Origin of the sequence: Butyrivibrio sp. (assembly GCF_017433805.1) — a bacterium.
Taxonomy (GTDB): Bacteria; Bacillota; Clostridia; order Lachnospirales; family Lachnospiraceae; genus Butyrivibrio.
On record NZ_JAFRGN010000013.1, the window covers coordinates 224428 to 245716 of the forward strand.

The 21289-nt window shown below is 38.6% G+C and carries 19 protein-coding genes; 6 read left to right on the forward strand and 13 right to left on the reverse strand.

The features are described 5' to 3' along the window. Nucleotides 1-16 precede the first annotated feature (16 nt). Nucleotides 17-1084 carry a tyrosine-type recombinase/integrase gene (locus IJI01_RS04410; RefSeq protein WP_292186397.1) on the reverse strand — a complete coding sequence of 356 codons (1068 nt, stop codon included), beginning with the start codon at nucleotides 1082-1084 and terminating at the stop codon, nucleotides 17-19. Between the two features lie 197 nt (nucleotides 1085-1281). Here IJI01_RS04410 and IJI01_RS04415 point away from each other — a divergent pair, with 197 nt between their 5' ends. The 5 genes from IJI01_RS04415 to IJI01_RS04435 all read left to right on the forward strand — a co-directional run bounded on the left by IJI01_RS04415 (nucleotide 1282) and on the right by IJI01_RS04435 (nucleotide 6866). Beyond that, entirely contained in the window at nucleotides 1282-2418 is a 1137-nt protein-coding gene (locus IJI01_RS04415; protein WP_292186400.1) for a D-alanyl-D-alanine carboxypeptidase family protein, read from the forward strand. A 243-nt stretch (nucleotides 2419-2661) separates the two neighbouring features. Next, complete coding sequence (locus IJI01_RS04420; protein ID WP_292186403.1) at nucleotides 2662-3744, forward strand: acyltransferase family protein; 1083 nt, start codon at nucleotides 2662-2664, stop codon at nucleotides 3742-3744. Nucleotide 3745: 1 nt separating this feature from the next. Then, nucleotides 3746-4174 carry a helix-turn-helix domain-containing protein gene (locus IJI01_RS04425; protein WP_292186406.1) on the forward strand — a complete coding sequence of 143 codons (429 nt, stop codon included), beginning with the start codon at nucleotides 3746-3748 and terminating at the stop codon, nucleotides 4172-4174. Between the two features lie 114 nt (nucleotides 4175-4288). Further along, nucleotides 4289-5365: a hypothetical protein gene (locus tag IJI01_RS04430; RefSeq protein WP_292186407.1), complete on the forward strand. Its 1077-nt coding sequence runs from the start codon at nucleotides 4289-4291 to the stop codon at nucleotides 5363-5365. After that, nucleotides 5325-6866 carry a PEP/pyruvate-binding domain-containing protein gene (locus IJI01_RS04435; protein WP_292186929.1) on the forward strand — a complete coding sequence of 514 codons (1542 nt, stop codon included), beginning with the start codon at nucleotides 5325-5327 and terminating at the stop codon, nucleotides 6864-6866. Before IJI01_RS04430 ends, IJI01_RS04435 begins: the two co-directional genes overlap by 41 nt. A 3-nt stretch (nucleotides 6867-6869) precedes the next feature. Here the strand turns inward: IJI01_RS04435 and IJI01_RS04440 are convergent, their stop codons facing one another. Continuing rightward, nucleotides 6870-8594 (reverse strand): methyl-accepting chemotaxis protein, encoded by a 1725-nt coding sequence (locus IJI01_RS04440; RefSeq protein ID WP_292186408.1) that lies wholly within the window; start codon nucleotides 8592-8594, stop codon nucleotides 6870-6872. A 16-nt stretch (nucleotides 8595-8610) separates the two neighbouring features. Then, entirely contained in the window at nucleotides 8611-10083 is a 1473-nt protein-coding gene (locus tag IJI01_RS04445; protein ID WP_292186410.1) for an extracellular solute-binding protein, read from the reverse strand. 184 nt (nucleotides 10084-10267) lie between these two features. Here IJI01_RS04445 and IJI01_RS04450 point away from each other — a divergent pair, with 184 nt between their 5' ends. Then, nucleotides 10268-11623, forward strand: a complete 1356-nt coding sequence (locus IJI01_RS04450) for an ElyC/SanA/YdcF family protein (protein ID WP_292186412.1) — start codon at nucleotides 10268-10270, stop codon at nucleotides 11621-11623. Here the strand turns inward: IJI01_RS04450 and IJI01_RS04455 are convergent. From IJI01_RS04455 to IJI01_RS04500, 10 genes are all read right to left on the reverse strand, one after another. After that, on the reverse strand, nucleotides 11620-12531 hold the full coding sequence (locus IJI01_RS04455; protein ID WP_292186413.1) for an alpha/beta hydrolase: 912 nt from the start codon (nucleotides 12529-12531) through the stop codon (nucleotides 11620-11622). The genes IJI01_RS04450 and IJI01_RS04455 overlap by 4 nt on opposite strands. Before the next feature lie 187 nt (nucleotides 12532-12718). Continuing rightward, nucleotides 12719-13204, reverse strand: a complete 486-nt coding sequence (locus IJI01_RS04460; protein WP_292186414.1) for a hypothetical protein — start codon at nucleotides 13202-13204, stop codon at nucleotides 12719-12721. A 138-nt stretch (nucleotides 13205-13342) separates the two neighbouring features. Then, nucleotides 13343-14173 carry a polysaccharide deacetylase family protein gene (locus IJI01_RS04465; protein WP_292186415.1) on the reverse strand — a complete coding sequence of 277 codons (831 nt, stop codon included), beginning with the start codon at nucleotides 14171-14173 and terminating at the stop codon, nucleotides 13343-13345. A gap of 4 nt (nucleotides 14174-14177) precedes the next feature. Beyond that, nucleotides 14178-15149 (reverse strand): homoserine O-acetyltransferase MetA, encoded by a 972-nt coding sequence (gene metA / locus IJI01_RS04470; protein WP_292186417.1) that lies wholly within the window; start codon nucleotides 15147-15149, stop codon nucleotides 14178-14180. 45 nt (nucleotides 15150-15194) lie between these two features. Then, nucleotides 15195-17222, reverse strand: a complete 2028-nt coding sequence (gene ligA, locus IJI01_RS04475) for an NAD-dependent DNA ligase LigA (protein ID WP_292186423.1) — start codon at nucleotides 17220-17222, stop codon at nucleotides 15195-15197. A gap of 23 nt (nucleotides 17223-17245) precedes the next feature. Further along, a complete protein-coding gene (locus tag IJI01_RS04480) occupies nucleotides 17246-17959 on the reverse strand; it encodes a pseudouridine synthase (protein WP_292186424.1) in 714 nt (237 codons plus the stop codon). 73 nt (nucleotides 17960-18032) lie between these two features. Continuing rightward, the gene (locus IJI01_RS04485) at nucleotides 18033-18917 is read right to left on the reverse strand and encodes an adaptor protein MecA (protein WP_292186426.1); all 885 of its coding nucleotides are present in this window, start codon (nucleotides 18915-18917) and stop codon (nucleotides 18033-18035) included. Between the two features lie 68 nt (nucleotides 18918-18985). Beyond that, on the reverse strand, nucleotides 18986-19996 hold the full coding sequence (hypE, locus tag IJI01_RS04490; protein WP_292186436.1) for a hydrogenase expression/formation protein HypE: 1011 nt from the start codon (nucleotides 19994-19996) through the stop codon (nucleotides 18986-18988). Between the two features lie 26 nt (nucleotides 19997-20022). Further along, nucleotides 20023-21069 carry a hydrogenase formation protein HypD gene (gene hypD / locus IJI01_RS04495; protein WP_292186439.1) on the reverse strand — a complete coding sequence of 349 codons (1047 nt, stop codon included), beginning with the start codon at nucleotides 21067-21069 and terminating at the stop codon, nucleotides 20023-20025. A gap of 1 nt (nucleotide 21070) precedes the next feature. Further along, on the reverse strand, nucleotides 21071-21289 hold the full coding sequence (locus IJI01_RS04500; RefSeq protein ID WP_292186441.1) for a HypC/HybG/HupF family hydrogenase formation chaperone: 219 nt from the start codon (nucleotides 21287-21289) through the stop codon (nucleotides 21071-21073).

Sequence of the window (21289 nt, forward strand, 5' to 3'; positions counted from 1 at the left end):
CACTTTTCTCTTGATATTATTTATTTTCTCTTAGGTGCACCATCTTGGCAGCGCGTCTTCTGTTGGCATCATCCTGGGCAGCGTAGTGCTTACGGGTTGTGTTAACATCCTTATGTCCGAGAACATCAGCAACAAGGTAAATATCGCCAGATTCCTGATACAGATTGGTACCAAAGGTACTACGAAGCTTATGTGGTGTAATCTTTTTAAGCGTTGTAACGTTCTGAGCGTATTTTTTAACAAGCTTTTCTACTGCTCGAACAGTGATTCTCTTATTCTGAAGAGAGAGAAATAGCGCATTTTCACTGCCTTCCTCAGGTATAATTCCCTTACGCTGTTCTATGTAGTCAATAAGAGCGTTTCTGACTTCATCAGGGAAATAAACAACAGTGTTATAGCCACCCTTACGATGAATGCGAAGTCCATTAGTTTCAAAATCTATATCATCGAAATCAATTCCTACGCATTCAGACACTCGAATACCTGTACCAAGTAGAAGAGTTAAAAGAGCTACATCTCTTAGCTTAGTCTTCTCATGGTAGCGAAGCTGCGCCTTAGTAAGCTTTTCTCCAGCTTCAACCTGATCAAGAAGAGTAGCTACTTCGTTGGGCTCAAGACGAACAATTTCATGCTCATGAAGCTTGGGCATATTAACAAGTTCAGCTGTATTCCTGGTCACAAGTTCTGCCTTATAAAAATAACTGTACATAGAGCGAAGAGCAGACATCTTTCTTTTTTTGCCCTGCTCATTATTGGTTATTTCTTTGTCCTCTTTTTCGTATAAGGATAAGTATTCCAGGTATTCCTCGATATCCTCACGCTCAATCTGATTAAGTACATCAACGCTGTAATCCTTTATGTCTTTTTGGCTAAGAACTGGATTAACATTGTGAAGGTACTCAAAGAAGGTACGCAGATCATATGCGTACCCAAGACGTGTTCTTGCAGAAGTAGTAGGCTCAATTCCTCTAAAATACTGTTTGCAGAATCTTGGGAGTGAATCCAGTACTTCTCGCATCCTGAGGATATTTATCTTATCCTGTTCGTTATAGTATTTATCATCATTTTTCGAATAGTTTTGCATATATACAGTATAGCATATTCGTAAAAAGATAATACAAGTTATAGCGTCTGAAATAAGCATAAAGACTATATATAGTCATATTTAATCTGCACAAATTACACCTGTTAATTCTGTAAAATATATAGATTGAAGTAGCTTTGTAAAAAATGATAAAATTTACAAAGTTCTTCATTTTTGTTGGGGTGGTGAATTTCTTTATGAAAAGAATTAATTATAGAAAAAGAGATGGGCAAAGACTGACCATTTCTGAGTATAAAAAGCGTAGAAAATTCGAAATCATCAGTAGGATCACACTTTTTTGTCTATCTTTAATTTTTGTGATCGTTCTGATAGTATCTGCTACAATACATTCCAAAGTAAAATCAAAGGCAGAGGATGAGCCCTCAGATAATATAGATATAATGGAATCCAATGAAGCTTCTTCTGAAGCCTCCGTTATAGAGATCATTGACACTATAGTTGAAGAGCCTGATGAGTACAGCCCTTATAAAGAAAAATCTGATGACGCCTCATCATTTTTTGATGGGTATACTGTTGAAGTATCGGAGAATACCGACTATATAGCAAGTGAAGACGTTCTTAGTACTTATGCGCTTTTAGTTAATCTGGATGATGGAACAGCAGTAGCTTCCAAGGATGGCACGGTTCGTATTAATCCAGCCTCCATGACCAAGATACTGACACTTCTTGTGGCTGCTGAGCATATAACAGATATTGATGACACCTTTGAGATGACTCAGGCTATAGGAGATTTCGTATACAAACATGATTGCAGTGCTGTAGGGTTTGAAGTAGGTGAAAAGGTAACTGTTCAGGATCTTTTGTATGGAACAATTTTGCCTTCTGGCGGAGATGCTGCTATGTGTCTTGCTGAATATGTGGCAGGATCTCAGGAAGCATTCGTGGATATGATGAATGATAAGCTTTCAGAGCTTGGATTATCTAATACGGCGCATTTCACCAATTGCATTGGTATATATGATGAAGATCATTATTGTACTCTGATGGATATGGCCATGATCCTCAAGGCTGCAGAAGAGAACAAACTATGTCATGAAGTATTACAGGCACGTGTTTACACAACCTCTAATACGGTTGAGCATCCAGAGGGAATCACTATTTCTAACTGGTTCATCCGTAGAATAGAGGATAAGGATACTCATGGAGAAGTATGTGGCGCTAAAACAGGTTTTGTAGTACAATCAGGATGTTGTGGAGCCAGCTACCAGATTTCCAACGATGGTACTCATTACATCTGTGTTACAGCAGATGCCTGGAGCTCATGGAGATGCATCTATGATCACGTAGCAATCTACGACGCCTACACAAGTTAAATATATAGAAAGAAGAAAATAGTTATGCGTATCAAAAAATATAACAAAGCAATCGCGACAATAGCGCTTATTTTAATCTTAGCAATGGTTATCGGCTCAGTAGCCGGATCATTTTTGACAATGTAAAAGAAAAAGCAACTATATTTAACATAAACCATCAACTTTTGTTAACAGAAGTTGGTGGTTTTTTGTTGTTTACGAAAATACAATAATGTTAAAATAAATAGCAAAGGTGGGAGATATATGAATAATATGAGAAAGTCATACTTAGACAATATCAGATGGGTTACTGTGGTAATAGTTGTAATATACCATGTATTTTATATGTACAATGGTCAGGGAGTAGCTGGAACTCTTGGAAAGATTACTAACCTTGAAGTACAGTACTACGACGTATATCAGTACATCGTGTACCCATGGTTTATGATGCTTCTTTTTATAGTGTCGGGTATAAGCTCTAAGTTGTATTTGGATAATCATACTACTAGAGAATTTATTAAGAGCAGAACCAGTAAACTGCTTGTTCCCAGTACGATAGGCCTCTTTGTTTTCCAGTTTATTCAAGGTTATATAAACGCATCACTTAGTTCAGCTGGAGATTTGGAGGTCCCATTTATTGTAAAGTACTTAATAGCTGTACTTTCTGGTATAGGAGTGTTGTGGTACATTCAGCTTCTATGGCTATATTCAATGATTCTAGTACTTATCATTAAACTTGAGAAAGGGCGCTTTTATAATATCTGTCAAAAGACAAATGTAGTCGTTCTCATTCTGATGGTTGGACTGACATATTTCTTTGGTCAGATACTAAATCCTCCAATCCTTGTCTGCTACAGATTTGGATTATATTTCTATGCTTTTATGGCTGGATATTTTGTATTCTCACATGATGAAGTTATTGAAATCCTAAAGAAATGGTTTTTTATATTTGCGCCTCTTTCGATAGTTTTATGTATTGCTTTTTGTATTAAATATTTTGGTTTAAACTATGCAGATAAACCTGTTATCTTAACGCCTCTTTATCTGTTATTTGCGCATTTTGCATGTCTGTCTATACTTGGAGGCTTTGCCAGATTCTATGACTATGAAACAACCTTCACAAAATGGATGAGTGCTCATAGCTTTGGACTCTACGTATTCCATTATCTTGGAATCTCATCTATAGCAGTTTTCCTTGCAAAGCCTTGTATTATAACACCTGTAGCAGCTTATATACTTAGTCTGATTGCAGGCTTTGTATTTGGTTATGTATTATATGAGATCATTTCAAGAATCCCATTTTTTAGATGGGCAGTCCTAGGTATAACACAAAAGAGAAAGGCTTAATATGTTTAAAGATAATCTTGTAGAACTTCGTAAACTCCATAATATGTCTCAGGAAGAACTGGCTGATAAGATAGGTATTTCAAGGCAGACTCTGTCTAAATATGAAACTGGGGAAACTCTTCCTGACATAGAAAAATGCATGCTTATAGCAAATACTTTTTCTGTAAGTATGGATGATCTGATCAACTATAATCCAGATACAGAAGAATCTTTAGGACTTGCAGTTCCGCCAAAAGGAAAATATATCTTTGGGATGGTCAAGGTAGGTGATAAAGGACAGATAGTGATTCCAGCAAAAGCCAGAAAGATATTTGATATTAATCCAGGTGATAATTTGATTGTACTTGGAGATGAATTCCAGGGAATCGCAATCATAAAAGAAAAGGGCATCCTGGATCTGCTGAAAAATGCTCAAAACAAAATGATTTAATATAACGTTCCAATGTGATATTATGAACATATAGAGGCAAGGGAGCTTTTATTTAAAGCATCCTTGCCTTTTTTGATGCCTTATATTTGATACTTTTCTTGAAAGGAGCAGTTTATGGCTGCATTTGACAGAGTATGTTCCGGAATACCTCAGATGGATCAGGTTTTTGATAATATCCGTCTTGGAGATAATGTTGTCTGGCGCGTAGATAATCTTGACGAGTTCAAGCTTTTCGTTAAGCCTTATGTACAGCAGGCTATTGCAGATAATAGAAATCTAATATATATAAGATTTGCAGCTCATGAACCTCTACTTGAGGAGCGGCCTGGTCTTAAGATTGTGAGTGTTGAACTAAACCATAGATTTGAAAACTTCACAGTTGAGATTCACGATATAATCAGAAAAGAAGGGCGTGATGCCTTCTATGTTTTTGATTGCCTTTCTGAACTACAGACAGCCTGGGCAACAGATCTTATGATGGGTAATTTCTTCCAAGTTACCTGTCCATATCTTTTTATTCTAGATACAGTAGCTTTTTTCCCCCTTATAAGAGGGAAGCATTCCTTCCAGGCTATTGCCAAGATAAGAGATACTACACAGCTCTTTTTGGATGTCTATTCAGATAATAAAATTGTGTATGTAAGGCCTGACAAGATATGGAACAGATACTCAGAGACAATGTTCCTCCCGCAGCTATATAATCCTGAAAACGGTGATTTTAAGCCTATCCTCGATGGAGTTATGGCAAGTCATTTCTATCAGGTATTGGGTAAGAGTAGCTCAATGGCTGATACCGACAACATGGATAGTTGGGACAGATTTTTTAACCTTACCAAATTGCAGCATGAAGCTGGTCTCGATGTCACAGAGAACTGCAGCCGTATGTGCAACATCATGATGACTAGAGATGAGCATCTTAGAAAGATGATAAAAGAGCTCTTTTCACCGGAAGATTATCTGGAAGTAAAAGAAAGAATGATAGGCACCGGAATGATAGGCGGAAAAGCCTGTGGAATGCTTCTTGCCAGAAAGATTATCGAACATAGAAGGCCTGATATTTATCAGAATATGGAGCCCCATGACTCTTTTTACATTGGATCTGACGTTTTCTATACATTTATAAGTAGAAAATCATTTCTGGGATCTCAGAATAAGGCAGAGAACACCAGAGGAATTCTTTACTGTCGCTGATGAGTTTGCGCAGCATCTATTATATGGCAAGTTTTCAAGAGATATGGAGGAGCAGTTTGTTAAGCTTCTGGAATATTATGGTCAGGATCCTATTATTGTAAGGTCCAGTTCAATCCTTGAAGACGGTTTTGGAAATGCCTTCGCTGGTAAATATGAATCAGTATTCTGCTCAAATATAGGCAGTATAGAGCAGAGGGTAGAGGAGCTTGAAAATGCTATAAGGATTGTTTATGCCAGCACCATGAGTAAGTCTGCGCTAGATTATCGTAGCAGGCGCGGCCTTCAGGCAAGGGATGAGCAGATGGCTCTTTTGGTACAAAGAGTATCAGGTTCTTACTACGATGAGTTCTATATGCCATGTGCAGCTGGAGTTGGTTATTCCTATAGTCCTTACAAATTTATGGAATCTATTGATCAGTCTGCAGGAATGCTGCGTCTTGTAATGGGACTTGGTACATCAGCTGTTGATCGAACTGAAGGATCATATCCGAGACTAGTGAGTCTTGATAAACCCTCAGCAACCACAGCCCGCAATTCTATTGAGAAGCACCAGTATTCACAGCGTAAACTTGAACTTATGAATAGAGCAACAAGGAAGCTTGAAAGAGTCTCGCTTGATGATGTGAAAAAGTGTATGCCATTTTATTTAAAGAGACTTCTTTTAGAGCATGATACTGACACAGAGAGAATGTTCAGGGATAGAGGAGAAGATAGGGATATTGAGTTCATTTCATGCCTCGGAATTGTCAAAAAGGATGCTCTAATGACGCAAATGAAAGATATTCTCAGTACTTTGCAGGCTGAATATCAGCACCCTGTAGACATAGAAGTTACGCTGAATTTCTCTGAAAATGGAGATTATGTAATAAATCTTTTGCAGTGCAGACCTCTTCAGGTATTTCAGGATGATGAAGAGCTCAAGATTCCTGACAACATTGATCCTGCCAACGTTCTTTTTGAATGTAAGAAATCTGCCATGGGACTTTCAAGAGCTGAAAAGCTTGATCTTATCATTTATGTAGATCCGGTTAAATACTATAGCATGCCATATCAGGACAAGAATCAAGTCGCAATTGCCATAGGCAAAATTAACTGGGAGATGAGAGGAAAGGGCAAGCATATCCTTCTCATGGTACCTGGAAGAATTGGAACCTCATCACCTGAACTTGGTGTACCAACAGCATTCTCAGATATAAGCGAATTTGATGCCGTATGCGAAATTGCCAATTCCAAGGTTGGTTATAATCCTGAACTTTCATATGGTAGTCATTTTTTCCAGGATCTTGTTGAATCTGGAATTCTTTATAATGCTATATTTGAAAACGATAAGACCATCTGTTTCAACGTAGATGTCTTAAACTCTTTTGACAATAAATTTACCCCCGCTGCACATGGGCTAGAGGGGGTAAATAGTATTGTACAAGCTTATGACATCTCAAAGGATAATATATACATTTATCATGATATGAAGAATGAACGCACGCTGTGTGCAAGGGTGTGAGTATCAGATTTTAGCAAAAATAGCTGTTTCATCATCAAGTTCACTTGCAATGCGCTGATTTTCGTCCATTCTCTTAGTGATGTTATCCATGTCGCCAACAAGAGTCTGAGTACTTTCAGCTGCAGAAGATACTCCCTTAACGCCTTCATCTATAGCGGTTGTAATACTACTGATAGATTCAGCAATTTCATCGAATGTGCTCTTAAAGCCTTCTGTCTTATCGGTAAAATCAGCCATGACAGATTCGATATAATCGGCGTTTTCTCTATATTTAACACCATCTTCTACAAATTTAGAGAATTCTGGCAAGATAGAATCCTTCATATAAGATACCAGATCGTTAGCACTATCAGAAAGATTGTGAACTGCACTTACAACAACTGAATTTATCTTCTGGATATTTCCGGCAGTCTGGCGGCTGTTCTCTGCAAGACTTCCGATTTCTCCAGCAACAACAGCAAAACCTTTTCCAGCTTCACCAGCTCTGGCAGCCTCGATAGAAGCATTGAGAGACAGGAGATTAGTCTGACTGGCAATACTCATGATCTCGTCTGTAAGAGAGTTTACCTGGTCAACACTTTGGCTATCAGTAATCGCCTGATTAAGAGCAGTCAGGATCTCATCAACCTTGGCATTTGTCTCATCCATATTCGTTCTGGCATTCTGCTCCATGGTGTCAGCATGCTCTTTCATAGACTTAGAATAATCATTTATCTTACGACTCTTTTCAGCCATTTCATCTACTTCAGCTCGAACAGTTTCTGTATTACTGTTAATAGCAGATGCGTTATTAGCTACTTCTTGCATTGTAGCAGACAATTCTTCTGTAAGAGCAGAGAGATCTGAGGCACTACTGTTAGAAGTTTGAACACTGCCAAGAACATCACTTACAACCTTATCCATTGCAGCTGAATTACTTGTGATAGTAGTGAAGATATTCTGCAAAAGCTCGATGAAAGCGTTGATTCCCTGAGTAAGAGTACCAATTTCATCATGTGAACTAACAGTAACTCTTTTGGTCAGATCACCCTCACGTCTATTTATTCCATCTATAATATCTCTAAGTTCTGCTTCTGCATTGATAACAGGTCTTATAACATGTCTTGCTACCATGAATATTGCGATAATAAGAGCTACTATACTTATAAAGATAACGATAAATCCTGATACTACAGACATAGTAAAACCTGCATTGAGGAGCTGTCTTTCATTTGCAGCGTTATTTTCAAAAACTGCAATAATATCATTAATATCATTATTTAGCTGTTTAGAACTGTCAGCCACAAGGCCATTGGCTGTTGCATAGGCATCTTTAGTTTTTTGGTTAGCACTTTGAGCTAAAAGAACCATAATAGAGTCTTTAAAACCCTGATAATCACTAACCATCTTTTCATAGCTTGAAGCTGAATCAGAAGTAACATATTTCTGATAATCAGCAATATAATCATCGAGAAGTTTTTCCTGCTCATCAATGTCTGTAATTACTTTCGTCATTGTCTCAAAATCGGTTGCTACGATATGAGAGAGTGCGAGAGTATGGACATTTTTGGTAGTCTGTCCGATCGCATCAAGCTCTGTAATGGCATTCAGATATTCGTCTGCAATAGTTGATGCTGTCGAATTAACTTTTCCCAGATTAGATAGCGCCATTATATTTGAAAATATACAAATTACAAAAAGAAGAAGAACCGGAAACAAAATTTTTGCTCTTATACTTGTCTTTTTCATTGCTTCGACCTCCTACTCATTTATTCTCACTAGAGCCAGAACTTGCTTCTGTTGCAGATTCTTCACTTGATATTTCTTCCGATGATGCATCGGATGATGCTTCAGTACTTTCTTGTGAGGATGCTTCAGTAGAGGCGTCAGAAGCTGCCTCTTCAGTTGATGATGCTTCTGTTGCAGCTTCAGATACTGCTTCAGTTACTTCTGCGCCTTCCGCATCTCCGGTAGATTCTTCTCCAGTAATTGCAGTTACCATTTCATTAAGAAGAGCTTGAAGATTTTTTCCAGATGGATTTCCTTCATACATAGCTGTGCCAAAAGTAGTTGCTGCATCCCAATATGTTCCGCCTACACGCTGTAGACTAGAGAAAGGAGCCTGTTCCTGAAGCGCCTTAATGGCTTTAGAGTTACCTACTTCGCCAGATGATGAAGCATTAGAATTAGAAGGTCCCTGACCTCTCAATGTAAATCTAAGCGTCTGATTCTGCTCATTTGTCATCCAATCTGCAAATTTTGCTGCCCAAGCAGCATTAGGTGAGTAAGAGTTAACGCCTACAAGCTTATAGCCTGCATAACTTGACATTTGAAGCTCTTGTCCGGCTACATTATATGTAGGAAGCTTGGAAGCAGCATAATCATCACCCCAAGCCTCTTTAATTGCATTTTCGTCCCAAACACCACTTACACCTGCTACAAACGTACCATCAGCAGCACCTGCAGGAAAACCGGCATTACTTGTTGCTGCAAAAGCTGGATTTGTACCTATACGCATCATCGCCTCTGCAACATCTACGCCTTTTATATCTGTATAGTTGGCATTCCAATTACAATAAGTAGAGATTCCATCATCATTAAGGCCAATTTCCATATCTGTATTACCAAAGAAAGAGTACATATACCAGCCAGATGTCATTTCCATAAATACCTGCTTGCCACATTTGTTTGCTGCAGCAAGAAGTCCATCCATGGTTTGAACATCCTCATCAGATATATATTTATGGTTATAGAAAAGGAAATACCCATTATCTGCTGTCAGTGGATATGCGTACAAAACGCCATTTACAGAAGCTGCTTCGCTTGAAGCCGCAAGATTTCTTGAGGATATTTCTGAATCGTTTGGAACTTTCTTAAGTACACCTGAAGCCACAAGAGCCATTAACTGATCATCTGCAAAAGTGAATACATCTGGAGCATTCAGTACATCGCCTAAAATATCATCTTTACAATTTGCTTCACTGTGTGGTTCAAATGTAATATTAAAGTTGGCTTGCCCAGCATATTCTGCAGTAAAGCTACTGATAATCTGCGAAATCAGATCTGCGTCCTCATCAGCGCCCCATACCATCAGGTTTACATTTCCAGATGGAAGTACATCGGCAGAGTCTTCCTGTACAGGTTCAGCGGGAGAAGTATTATTATCATGCCCACAACCTGTTATAGCAAAAACAAATAATACTGAAATCATTATCAATGCAAGTATTTTCTTACACATAAAAGCCTCCTTGTTATCGATTGTAAGAACAGAATAGCACTTGATATCAGCAAATCAATATTTCGCGCAATTATTTAGCAACATTTAATATATTTTCATTTTTCTTAATTTAAAGTACCTTTTTATTGAATGTTGTTATAATATCTGTATATGAAAAAAGCTTATTTCGGAGGACATCAGGGATATGACATATCGACTTATAGCATTATTCTTTTTGGCTGTTTTCTATATTATCTATTATTCCAAATTACTCATTCAGAAAAAGAAAGGCATAGTAACTAATCAGATAGCAAAAGGCCGTGATCATGATACAACGTACTATATAGAGCGTGTTCTAGGCGTTTCAACAATTGCCATAGTTATTGCCGAAATACTCTCAATAGCAGTGGGAACAGCACAGCTGCCACTTATATGGCGCGTTTTTGGTATGTATTTTGCATTCCTCGGCAATCTTGTGTTCTTGCTAGCTGTCATTACCATGCGAGATAGCTGGAGAGCAGGAGTAGCAAAAGAGGAAAAGAGAGATCTCGTTAGCGAAGGAATCTACAAATATTCCAGAAATCCTGCATTTCTTGGCTTTGACATGGTTTATATTGGAATTCTCCTTATGTTCTTTAATCCAATCCTACTGATAGTTACTGTATTAGCTATTGTTATACTTCATCTACAGATTCTTCAGGAAGAAGAGTACTTATTAAAAGAGCATGGTGAAGAGTATAGGAAATATAAAGAAAATACCTGTAGATATGCCGGCTATGGAAAACCAACACCATCCAAAATAATCATGTACATTTTCTTTTCTCTAGGCATTTTCTCAGTACTTTATTACTTTACATGCATTTCTTATGGCGGAGGCCCAAAACTTTCCTGGTCATGGCTATGGATACTTATAGCAGCTTTTTCTTTTTTCAGGGTATTCATGCTAAAAAGAAAAATCGACGGCAGAGAGCTATTCATATTGCCATCAGTTCTGGTTTGGATATATAGAGTGATATTTATAGCTATATTAAGTTTTTTTATCATTACAGAGGCTCGCATAATCGGAGCAATGACAGCTATACCAGAAAAAGATCTGGACTATATCATTGTCCTTGGTGCAGGTCTCAATGGAACAGAGCCATCCAATCCATATAAAGTAAGGATTCAAAAAGCAGCAGAATATTTAAAAGAGAATGAGAGAACTATAGTAGTAGCTTCAGGAGGTCAGGGCAAATACGAATCCATCAGTGAATCAGAATGTGCTCGCAGAAAGCTCACAGAAGTATATGGTATATCCAATGACAGAATACTTCTAGAGGATAAATCCTCCGATACAGAAGAGAACCTAAAATTCAGCCTTGAAATAATCGGCGAACCATCGGCACGTGTAGGAATTGTTACAAATGGATTCCATGAACTACGTGCCATGTCTATAGCAAAAGAAGTAGGATATGAAAATGTATCATCAGTTCCTGCTAAAACCTTGATGCCTGTGGGTATTCACTATACTGTAAGAGAATTTTTTGGAATGGTGGAGTATTACCTTAAATACATAATTTAAGCTGCAAGCTCCAGTAATCTGACTCTGTACAAAAAGTTTTTGACTATTTCTTCATAACGATCTGCATCCGCCAGGATGTTACGGGTATGATCTGCACCCTTAAATATATGCATCTCAGTATAGCCATTAGTCGCACTCTTAAGTTCCATAGTATCATCTACAGGAACAACACAGTCGCTGTCGCCTTGAATAAAGCAAATCGGAACTTTATTTCCGCTAAGGCTGTCCTTTGTAAAAATCTTTTTATAAGAAAATCCAAACATATGCTTAAAAAAGATTGCTGCTGGATCAAAATGAGCCAGTGATACATGTCCTATCTGCTCAACAAGCTTGCAAATAAGTGAATAAAGTGAATTATAGCAGCTATCAGCGATAACAAAGGATATATGAGGATGATACTTGAGAGCAGTAAGAGCAGTTACACCGCCAAGACATTCACCATGAACACCAATTTTGATATCATCACCAAAACGCTTAATAGTATCATCAATTACACAGAGGAGATCCTTACTTTCCTTGATTCCCCATGTTGATGGAGCCTTTTTATTATCACCATGTCCACGAAGATCGAAGAGGATACCGTTATAGCCCATTTTTCTGAATATGTTAAAATATTTAATTCCACCAATTCTGCAATAAGTCGATGAATGAACTAAGATAACAAATTTTTTGGAAGGAGCGGCTGATGGGATATAAGTAGTATGAAGTTCATAACCATCAAATGATTTTATTATGTATTCTTCACTTTTCCAATTCTTATAACCATCAAGAAAATGTCTGCGATTTTCTTTCTGATATGCCTTTTTGGGATCGATACATTTAACAAGACCAAGTGATCTTGCAATGAATGCGCATGCTAAAAAGTATAAAACTACAGCGACCATTACATTTACAATTACAAATACCATATAACGTTTATTTCCTTTAAAAAACTTTTTACTTTTTCCCCGACAAAAGATAATAGCACTAAATGAAAAAAATGCAAATAGATATTTAACTATTCGCAAAACACATGTTTAACGAATAGTACATATATAAAAATAAGGCGTAGGAACAAGCTTTTTGCTCCTACGCTTAATCTTTGGAATTATTTAGTTATCTAAGCTTAGCATTTAGTTTCTCGATTGCATCCTCATGTCTCTGGATTGCAAATGTAGCTGATTTAATCTTGAGCTCTGTGTTCATTCGTTTCTTGTGAATCTCGTTACTCTTAACGTAATAATCGTAAACAGCTTCATCATCAACTTCCAGGAATTTATCAGCAATACATCCTGGCAGAACAAATTTCTTAACAACATCCTTGAATTTTACTTCAATATATTTGCCATCCTGAGTTACAACCTGGCCATCGCCAAATTTCTTGTGTGTAACCTTCATTTTAAGCGCAGATCTATCACCAAGAGCTGTTTCTTCTTTATCAAGATCGCTTAAGGCAGCTGTAAGATCTTCCTGTTCCTTTTTGAGCTCCTCAATCTTATTAGCGTTTTCTTCGAGCATTTCCTTAGTCTTTTTAGTTGGCTTTTTCTTATTATCAGTATTTTTTACTTCGAGTTCTTCTTCGTTATCCATACTAAGGCCCATAAGTTATAGTCTCCTTGTCAAAAAACATAAAGAAATTATCGGCTTATCAATAATATTTTATCGTATTTTTTCTTAAAAAACAAGTTAACTATAGGCCCTAAAAGCCGCATAAATAGGCTTTATATACTTAAATATTTATTAAATTTCTGTATATTTGCCAGGTAATAACTCAACTGGCTTTTTGTCGACTTCGATCCATACACTCATGGCGCTAGGATTATAAGCAAAGGTACCATCAACAGAAACCTGGATTCGCTTGGAAGCCTCGGTATAATCTACAATATCAATGTTGGTCGCATACCAGATGTCATCATGACCGGCCATTTTAGGAGCAAATTTCTCGATAATTTCCCAGTTATTATCCCTGTCAAACTCATAGCTATGTCCCCAAACATAGAACATATACATATACTGAGTCTTATGGAGATTGATAAATTCATCACCAAGTCTGTCAAGATTAGGATCAGCATGACGACAAGTTGGATTCCATCTGAGGAAATCAGAAGGAAGGTCAAAGCTCAGAGTCTGGTTAACTGTTCTGGCATGAACAATTCCGCAGCTCTTGAATACGTCAACAACCTGATCATCAAAAGAACCGTTAGGGTAAGCCATTCCTCTGATGGTCTTCCCCATAATCTTCTCTAGTACTCTTCTATCCTCAAGAACCTGCTGCGCTATCTGCTCCTTGGGACATCTTGCAATAGTAGGATGCGTAAAGGTATGACATGCCACTTCATGTCCCTTATACACTTCAGGATATTCTGACATAGGGATTCTTTCCTGCCATGGCTCGGTAAAAGAATTACCTTCAAGTCCCGCATTCAGATTAAAGGTTCCCTTAAGACCATATTCATTAAAAAGAGCTACAAGTCTTCTGTCAGGAATCTTTCCATCATCATAGCTGAAGGTCAGAACCTTATGTTTGCCTCCTGGGAAGGCTGTATAAATATTTCTAAGCTTTTTATCCATGCGATTATTCCTCTACTTTCTTGGTAAGTGTCTTGGACGCCATCTTTATCTTTTCCTCGTCCAGAATCTGTCCCCATTTATATGGAGTGTTCTGATATACGTAGTAGTTGAGCCAATTTGTATAAAGGTTATTAGCATGAGAACGCCATAATAGATCTGGCTTATTCTCAGGATTATCATCTGGATAATAGTTATCGGGCACATGTATATCAAGACCTTTTGAAAGATCTCTTCTGTATTCAGAATCAAGAGTAAGTCTGTCGTACTCAGCATGGCCCATAACAAATATCTGGCTTCCTGATCTGTTCATACAAAGGAAAATACCAGCTCTTGGTGACTTGGCAAGAACAACGAGATCATCACATTTCTCAATTTCTGCTGCAGGAGTCTCTGTATGTCTTGAGTGAGGCATGTAGAATGCATCATCAAAACCTCTTACAAGAGGCACCTTTCTGTTCATGACTCTATGCTTGAATACACCAAAGAGCTTCTCATCAAGTGGCTTTTTGTCGATTCCATAGTGATAATAGAGTCCAGCTTGTGCTCCCCAACAGATATGGAAGGTAGAAGTTACATTAGTCTTGGACCATTCAAAGACTTTGCAGAGCTCTTCCCAATAATCTACTTCCTCAAACTTCATCTGCTCGACAGGAGCACCTGTAATGATAAGTCCGTCGTAGGTGTTTTCCTTGAGCTCGTCAAAGGTGTTATAGAATCTGTTCAGATGGTTAGGCGATGTATTGCTGGAATGATGTGAGCTCATCTGCATGAAAGATACATCGATCTGAAGAGGTGTATTTGACATAGATCTAAGGAGCTGAAGCTCAGTATCTTCCTTGAGTGGCATCAGATTAAGAATACAGATCTGGAGAGATCTGATATCCTGATGCAGCGCTCTGTTTTCGTCTACCGCAAAGATATTCTCCTGTTCAAGTATTTCTCTAGCTGGAAGGTCGTTCTGAATCTTAATTGGCATGTTCTTATTCCACCTCTTATATTAATAATGTCATTATAAAGCCTATTATTTCAGCATTTCAAGGAATTCTGCTTCATTTATTACTCTGATTCCAAGCTCATTCGCCTTTGTAAGCTTACTTCCTGCAGCTTCACCAGCAAGAACAAGGCTTGTTTTCTTGGATACGCTTCCTGAAGCCTTACCACCATTTTTAACGATAAGTTCTTCTGCTTCTTTTCTTCCAAGTGTAGGAAGAGTTCCTGTAACAACAATTGTCATTCCGGAGAGCTTATCAGAAGCATCCTCATCGACAGCTATCTGCATATTAAGGCCTAGAGAATGCATCTTTTCAAGAATCTCAAGATTATGCTCATCATGGAAAAACTCATATAAATCCTCAGCAGTAGTCTCTCCAATATCTGGAATCTGTAAGAATCCATCTCTTGTAACCTTTGTAAGGTCCATGAGATTGTCAAAATGCTTCATGATCTCTCTTGCTGTTGATTTACCAACATTTCTGATGGCAAGACCAGTTAAAAGCCTTACTGGATCATTTTCTTTGGACTTCTCAATCTCACCAAGAAGCTTATCTGTATTTTTTTCTTTACCAATAATACCTTTTTCTATTAGCTCATCTCTGTGCTCAGAAAGAGTATAAATATCAGCATATGTCTTAAGATATCCTTCTGATACAAGGGCATCTACAAGAGTATCACCAAGTCCCATGATGTTCATGGCATCACGGCTTGTAAAATATGCGATAGTTCTAGTGACCTGAGCTGGACAAGTAGGATTGATACATCTGATATCAGCTGTATCTTCCTCTCTGACAAGAATAGATCCGCATACAGGACAATGATCTGGCGCTTTATAAACTATCTGTGGTGGTGTAACACAGCCATTAAGCTTAGGAATGATCTCGCCACTCTTAAAGAGCTTGTATTCGCCGCCAATACCAATCTGCATCTCATTGATATAATCCTGATTGTGAAGTGTAGCTCGGGATACGCTTGTTCCGCAGAGTCTGGCTGGCTTACCAGTTTCTCTGTCATGGAAGCTTCCTGTAAATGTAAGTTTACCTGTTCTTCCTACATCAACAATGATCTCATCCATTACAATAACGCGCTCCTCAGGCGGATACTTGTAAGCAATATGTCCACTTGAGTACTTGCTGCCTGCCGGGAAATCATCTCTCCAGGCTGTATGATCAACCTTGATTACTGCTCCGTCAAGGTCATATTCAAGGTCATTTCTCATGTCTCCAAATTCATTTATGGCAGCTATTACATCCTCTGTATTCTGGCACTTCTTGTGATATACAACAGGGACTCCAGCACCTGCAAGGATCTCCAGGCCGCCACAATGTGACTCCATAAGTTCAGCTGGGCCATCCTGAATGTTAAAGATAAACATTCTAAGGCCTCTGTCTCTTGTGATCGTTGGATCAAGCTGACGAAGTGTTCCGGCTGCGAGGTTTCTGGGATTAGCTGCAATCTTTTTACCCAGCTTTTCCTGCTCCTCATTGAATTTTTCAAAATTCTCATGAGACATATATACTTCGCCTCTGAGCTCAAGATACTCATAAGGAAGGTCAATCACCTGCTTAACATCTGGTATCATGAGTGCATTGGCTGTTACATCTTCCCCGATAAGGCCGTCGCCTCTGGTCTCAGCAAGGTCAAGGTGAAGCTTATTATCCTGAGCATTTCTGGAATATCTAAGTGTCATACTAAGACCATCGATTTTGATCTCAGCAGAAAAAGACGCATCTGGATGAAGGGCATGTACCTTATTAACCCATTCGCATACTGCCTCTGTAGTAAACACATCTTCAATTGAAAGCATTGGAACATTGTGTGTGATCTTGACGCCAGCTTCTCTTTTAGCAACACCACCAATGATCTGGCTAGGAGAATCCTTGGATACAAGCTCAGGATAATCTGACTCCATTTTCTTAAGTTTTTGCATAAGCTGATCGTATTCATAGTCAGATATCTCAGGCTCGTCCTGATTATAATATAAATCCATATGATGCTTGATCTCAGAAACCAAAGCATCATAACTAAGTCTTATTTCATCTGTAATCTGTGACATTTTCCCCAACCTTTTTTCATATATTATTTCTTAAGTCCAGCAGCTCTATAGAGCGCATCCTTAGCATTTTTATCAAGCTCAACGAATTTACCTGGTTTAAGCTCATAATCAGATAGCTTAACAGTCATAACTCTGACTCTTTTAAGCTTAACAACATTAAAGCCAAGCGCCTGGCACATTCGTCTGATCTGTCTGTTAAGCCCCTGAGTAAGAATGATCCTGAAACTCTTTTTACCTGTTCTTGTGACCTTGCAGCCTCTTGTAGTCTTATCAAGCTCCTCAAGATACACTCCATTGGCCATTTTATTAAGGAAATCCCCATTTATTTCCTTATCAACTTCTACTTCATATTCCTTCTCATGCTTGTTGGCAGCCTTCATCATGGCATTTATGAGGTTACCATCATTAGAAAGAATAAGTAGTCCCTCTGAATCCTTATCAAGTCTTCCAGCGTAGGTAACCCTTATAGGATACTTGATCTCAGATGAAACTGTCCTCTCTGCATGAGAGTCTTTCTCAGTGCAAACTACTCCAACAGGCTTGTAATATGCAAGAACAACCTCATCCTTGACAAGACTTACCTTCTTGCCATCTACACAGACCTCGTCTGTTTCCTCAACCTGAACGCCAGGCTGGGCGACAGTACCGTTAACTTTAACTCTTCCTGCAGTTACAAGCTTATCTGCCTCTCGTCTGGAGCAGAGTCCACATGCAGCAATATATTGATTTAATCGCATTTCTAATCCTTATATAAAAAAGAAGCGGCTCAGCATAAATCCAAACCGCTCCATATTATGTACTAATGTAAGCTTAGCAAACCTTAGCCAGCTCAGCAACTGCATTCTCACTGATAAGACACTCAAAGCTCTCTTTGTAGTGTGCAATCACATGCTGGTTAGTTGCCTGAAAATGTCCAAATTCATAAGCCATTGTGAAAAGAGCTGCAAATGACTTGGCATCTTCCTCGCCCCTAAGAAGATCAAGATAATACTTGCCATCTTCTGAATTCTTGTAAAGAGCACTCTTAATACCTAAATTTGAAGGAGCCTTGGCACAGAAAGAAATAACTGTGCGGATGTCATCAAATGTAAATACATACTCATGGAACTTGAGTCTGTTAAGGTCTCTTCTTTCTTTCTCCTCAGGAGTAAGTGCTTCCTTGGAAACAGAAGCTCCATTAGAAATAAGAGCAGCCTTCTTCTTGCCATCCTCAATAGTAGCATTCTGGTTGATCTCTATCTTCTGAGGCTCATCCTGCTCCTTAGCAAGTCCGTTTTCTTCCATGATATTCTTGACTGAATTAGTGAGCTGTTTGAGGCTCTTCAAGTACTCATTAAGTCTGTTGATGCGTTCTTCATCAACAGAATCACCCAGATCCTCAAGAACATTCTTAGGAATCTTAATGCCTGCCTTGTCAGTGAGATTACGGAGAATCTCACCAAAGGATGCAGAAGCATTCTCAGAAAGTGTAAGTGAAATAGAATGGTCAGGTAAAACAGTGATCTGCATCGGCATAAAGGAACCTGTAGGCTTATAATCAACCTCTTCCTCAGCCTTTCTCATGACCTCGTGAAGGAAATCCATAGCCTCCTTCTTTTTCTCAAAGAGATCCTCGAGCTTGATGCCCTGCTCGTCCATATCGTCTTCTGTAATAATACAGGTAACTGTATCTTTATTGATTCTCTTGAACTCCATTAAATATATAATTCCTTTCAATAGAACGGGAAAAATCTGTTTAAAAGTCAAAACCTATTTTACAACATTTAACAAATTCTTGGAAGACCTTCCCCGTACATCAAACCAATTATACGTCTGCCACCAATTTTAGTATTAAGCACCACACTATTATTTTCGGCAGATTCCTCGGATTTAACAACCTTTCCAATAATACAGCAATTTTCACCATATTTTGATTCTTTTATAAGAGAAACTGCTCTTTCAGCATCGTCCTTGTGAACAGAAAGAACCATCTTACCTTCGTTACCCATATACATAGGATCAAGGCCAAGAATTCCACAGAAATCCTTAACAGCAGGTGAAACAGGAAGTGCTTCCTCCTCGAGCTCTATTGTGCACTTAGAAGAAGAACTGAACTCATTAAGAACTGTTCCAAGTCCGCCTCTTGTAACGTCTCTCATGGCATGAACCCTGATACCATTATCAAGGAGCTTACCAACCATCTCACAAAGAGGAGCAGCGTCAGAAACAATATTGGTATATATGCCCATTCTGGTACCAAGAATGGCTGCATGATGATCACCAAGATTACCGGAAATAATGATCCTGTCTTCATCCTGAAGCTTAAATGGACCAGGTACATCTAAACTGTCCTCAATAAAACCAACACCTGAAGTATTGATAATAAGGCCACTTTTGCCGCCTTTATTCTCTATAACCTTGGTATCACCTGTAATGATCTTAATACCAGCTTCATTAGCTGTTTCTGCCATGGAAGCTATAACCTTATCAAGAACATCAATATCAAGGCCTTCCTCTAATATGCATCCACAGGTAAGATACATAGGCTTAGCGCCGCTCATGAGAAGATCATTAACTGTTCCGCAAACGCAGAGCCTTCCAATATCTCCGCCTGGGAAAAGAATTGGTGTTACCACAAAGCTGTCTGTAGTAACTGCAAGTCTCCCTGAACCAGGAACAACTGCTGAATCCTCTAATTTATCTAATATTTCATTATGAAAATGCTTGGCAAACACATCTCTGATAAGCTGTGATGTTGATTCGCCGCCGCTTCCATGAGCCATTGTAATCTTCATTTATATAACTCCAAACTAATAATCTATTATTTTCTACCTGAAACAAAGAAGTTATAGCAGCTTCCTTCTGTAGAAACCATGCATGCTCCATGAGCATTATCTGGTGTACAGCTCTTTCCAAATAATGGACAGTCGCTAGGTTTGATCTTACCAACAAGAACGCTTGCACAACAGCATCCAGGTGGCATATGATCCTCATCAAGGTCAAGGCTTCCAGCATCATACTGTCTGTATTCTTCCCTGAGAACCATTCCTGATCCAGGAATCTTACCCATTCCTCTCCAGGAGGCATCTGATTCTGTAAAGTATTTATCTACTATTTCTTTAGCCTTAGTATTTCCTTTTTCTGAAACAGCGCCCTTATACATATTCCTGATTCCAGTCTGGCCCTTCATAGAAACAAGCGCATAAATTGTCATAAGAAGCTGTGGTCCTTCAAAGCCAGACACCACAAAAGGAATACCAAGTTCTTCGGAAAGCTCTTTGTATTCATCACTTCCTGTAATAGTAGCTACGTGACCAGGAGCAATAAATCCATCCAGGTCACCACCATTTTTAACAACCCATCTGATAACCTGAGGCATTGTCTTAAGTGATGTCAGAAGCTTAAGATTCTTAATATCTTTTTCTATAGCCTTTTCAAGGACCATAGCATATACAGGCGTAGTGGTCTCAAATCCAATTGCTGCAAAAACATAGGTGTGAGAAGGATCTTCCTCCGCAAGCTTAACAGTCTCCATTGGAGAATATACCATCTTAACATGGGCACCATCTGCCTTGGCATCAGCAAGAGACTTCTTTGATCCCTTAACTCTTATGAGATCTCCAAAAGTGAGTACAATGGTATCTTCTCTCATTGATAGCTCTACAAGCTTATCTATTACAGCTGTAACCGTAACACATACCGGGCATCCAGGACCTGAAATTAGTTTAATCTTATCAGACAGCATTGAAGGAATTCCGTTTTCTGAGATGGCTGCAGTGTGTGTTCCGCAGACCTCCATAATACGAACTTCTGGCCCATCATATTCTTTTAAAGCTCTAACAATGTCTTTTAAATCCATATTCTTCATATTAAATACTAAGGCCCTCTATCTCATTAAAAAGTTCGTTCATCTCATCAGCCAGCTTATCATCCATCTTCTGAATGATGCATCCGGCGTGAACCAGAACATTGTCACCGATTGCTACATTAACAAGGCCTGAATCAGCAACAACCTTATTCCCATTAAAATCTACAGTTGCAAGGTTGCCATTAAGCTCTACAACCTTACCTGGAAGTGCAACGCACAT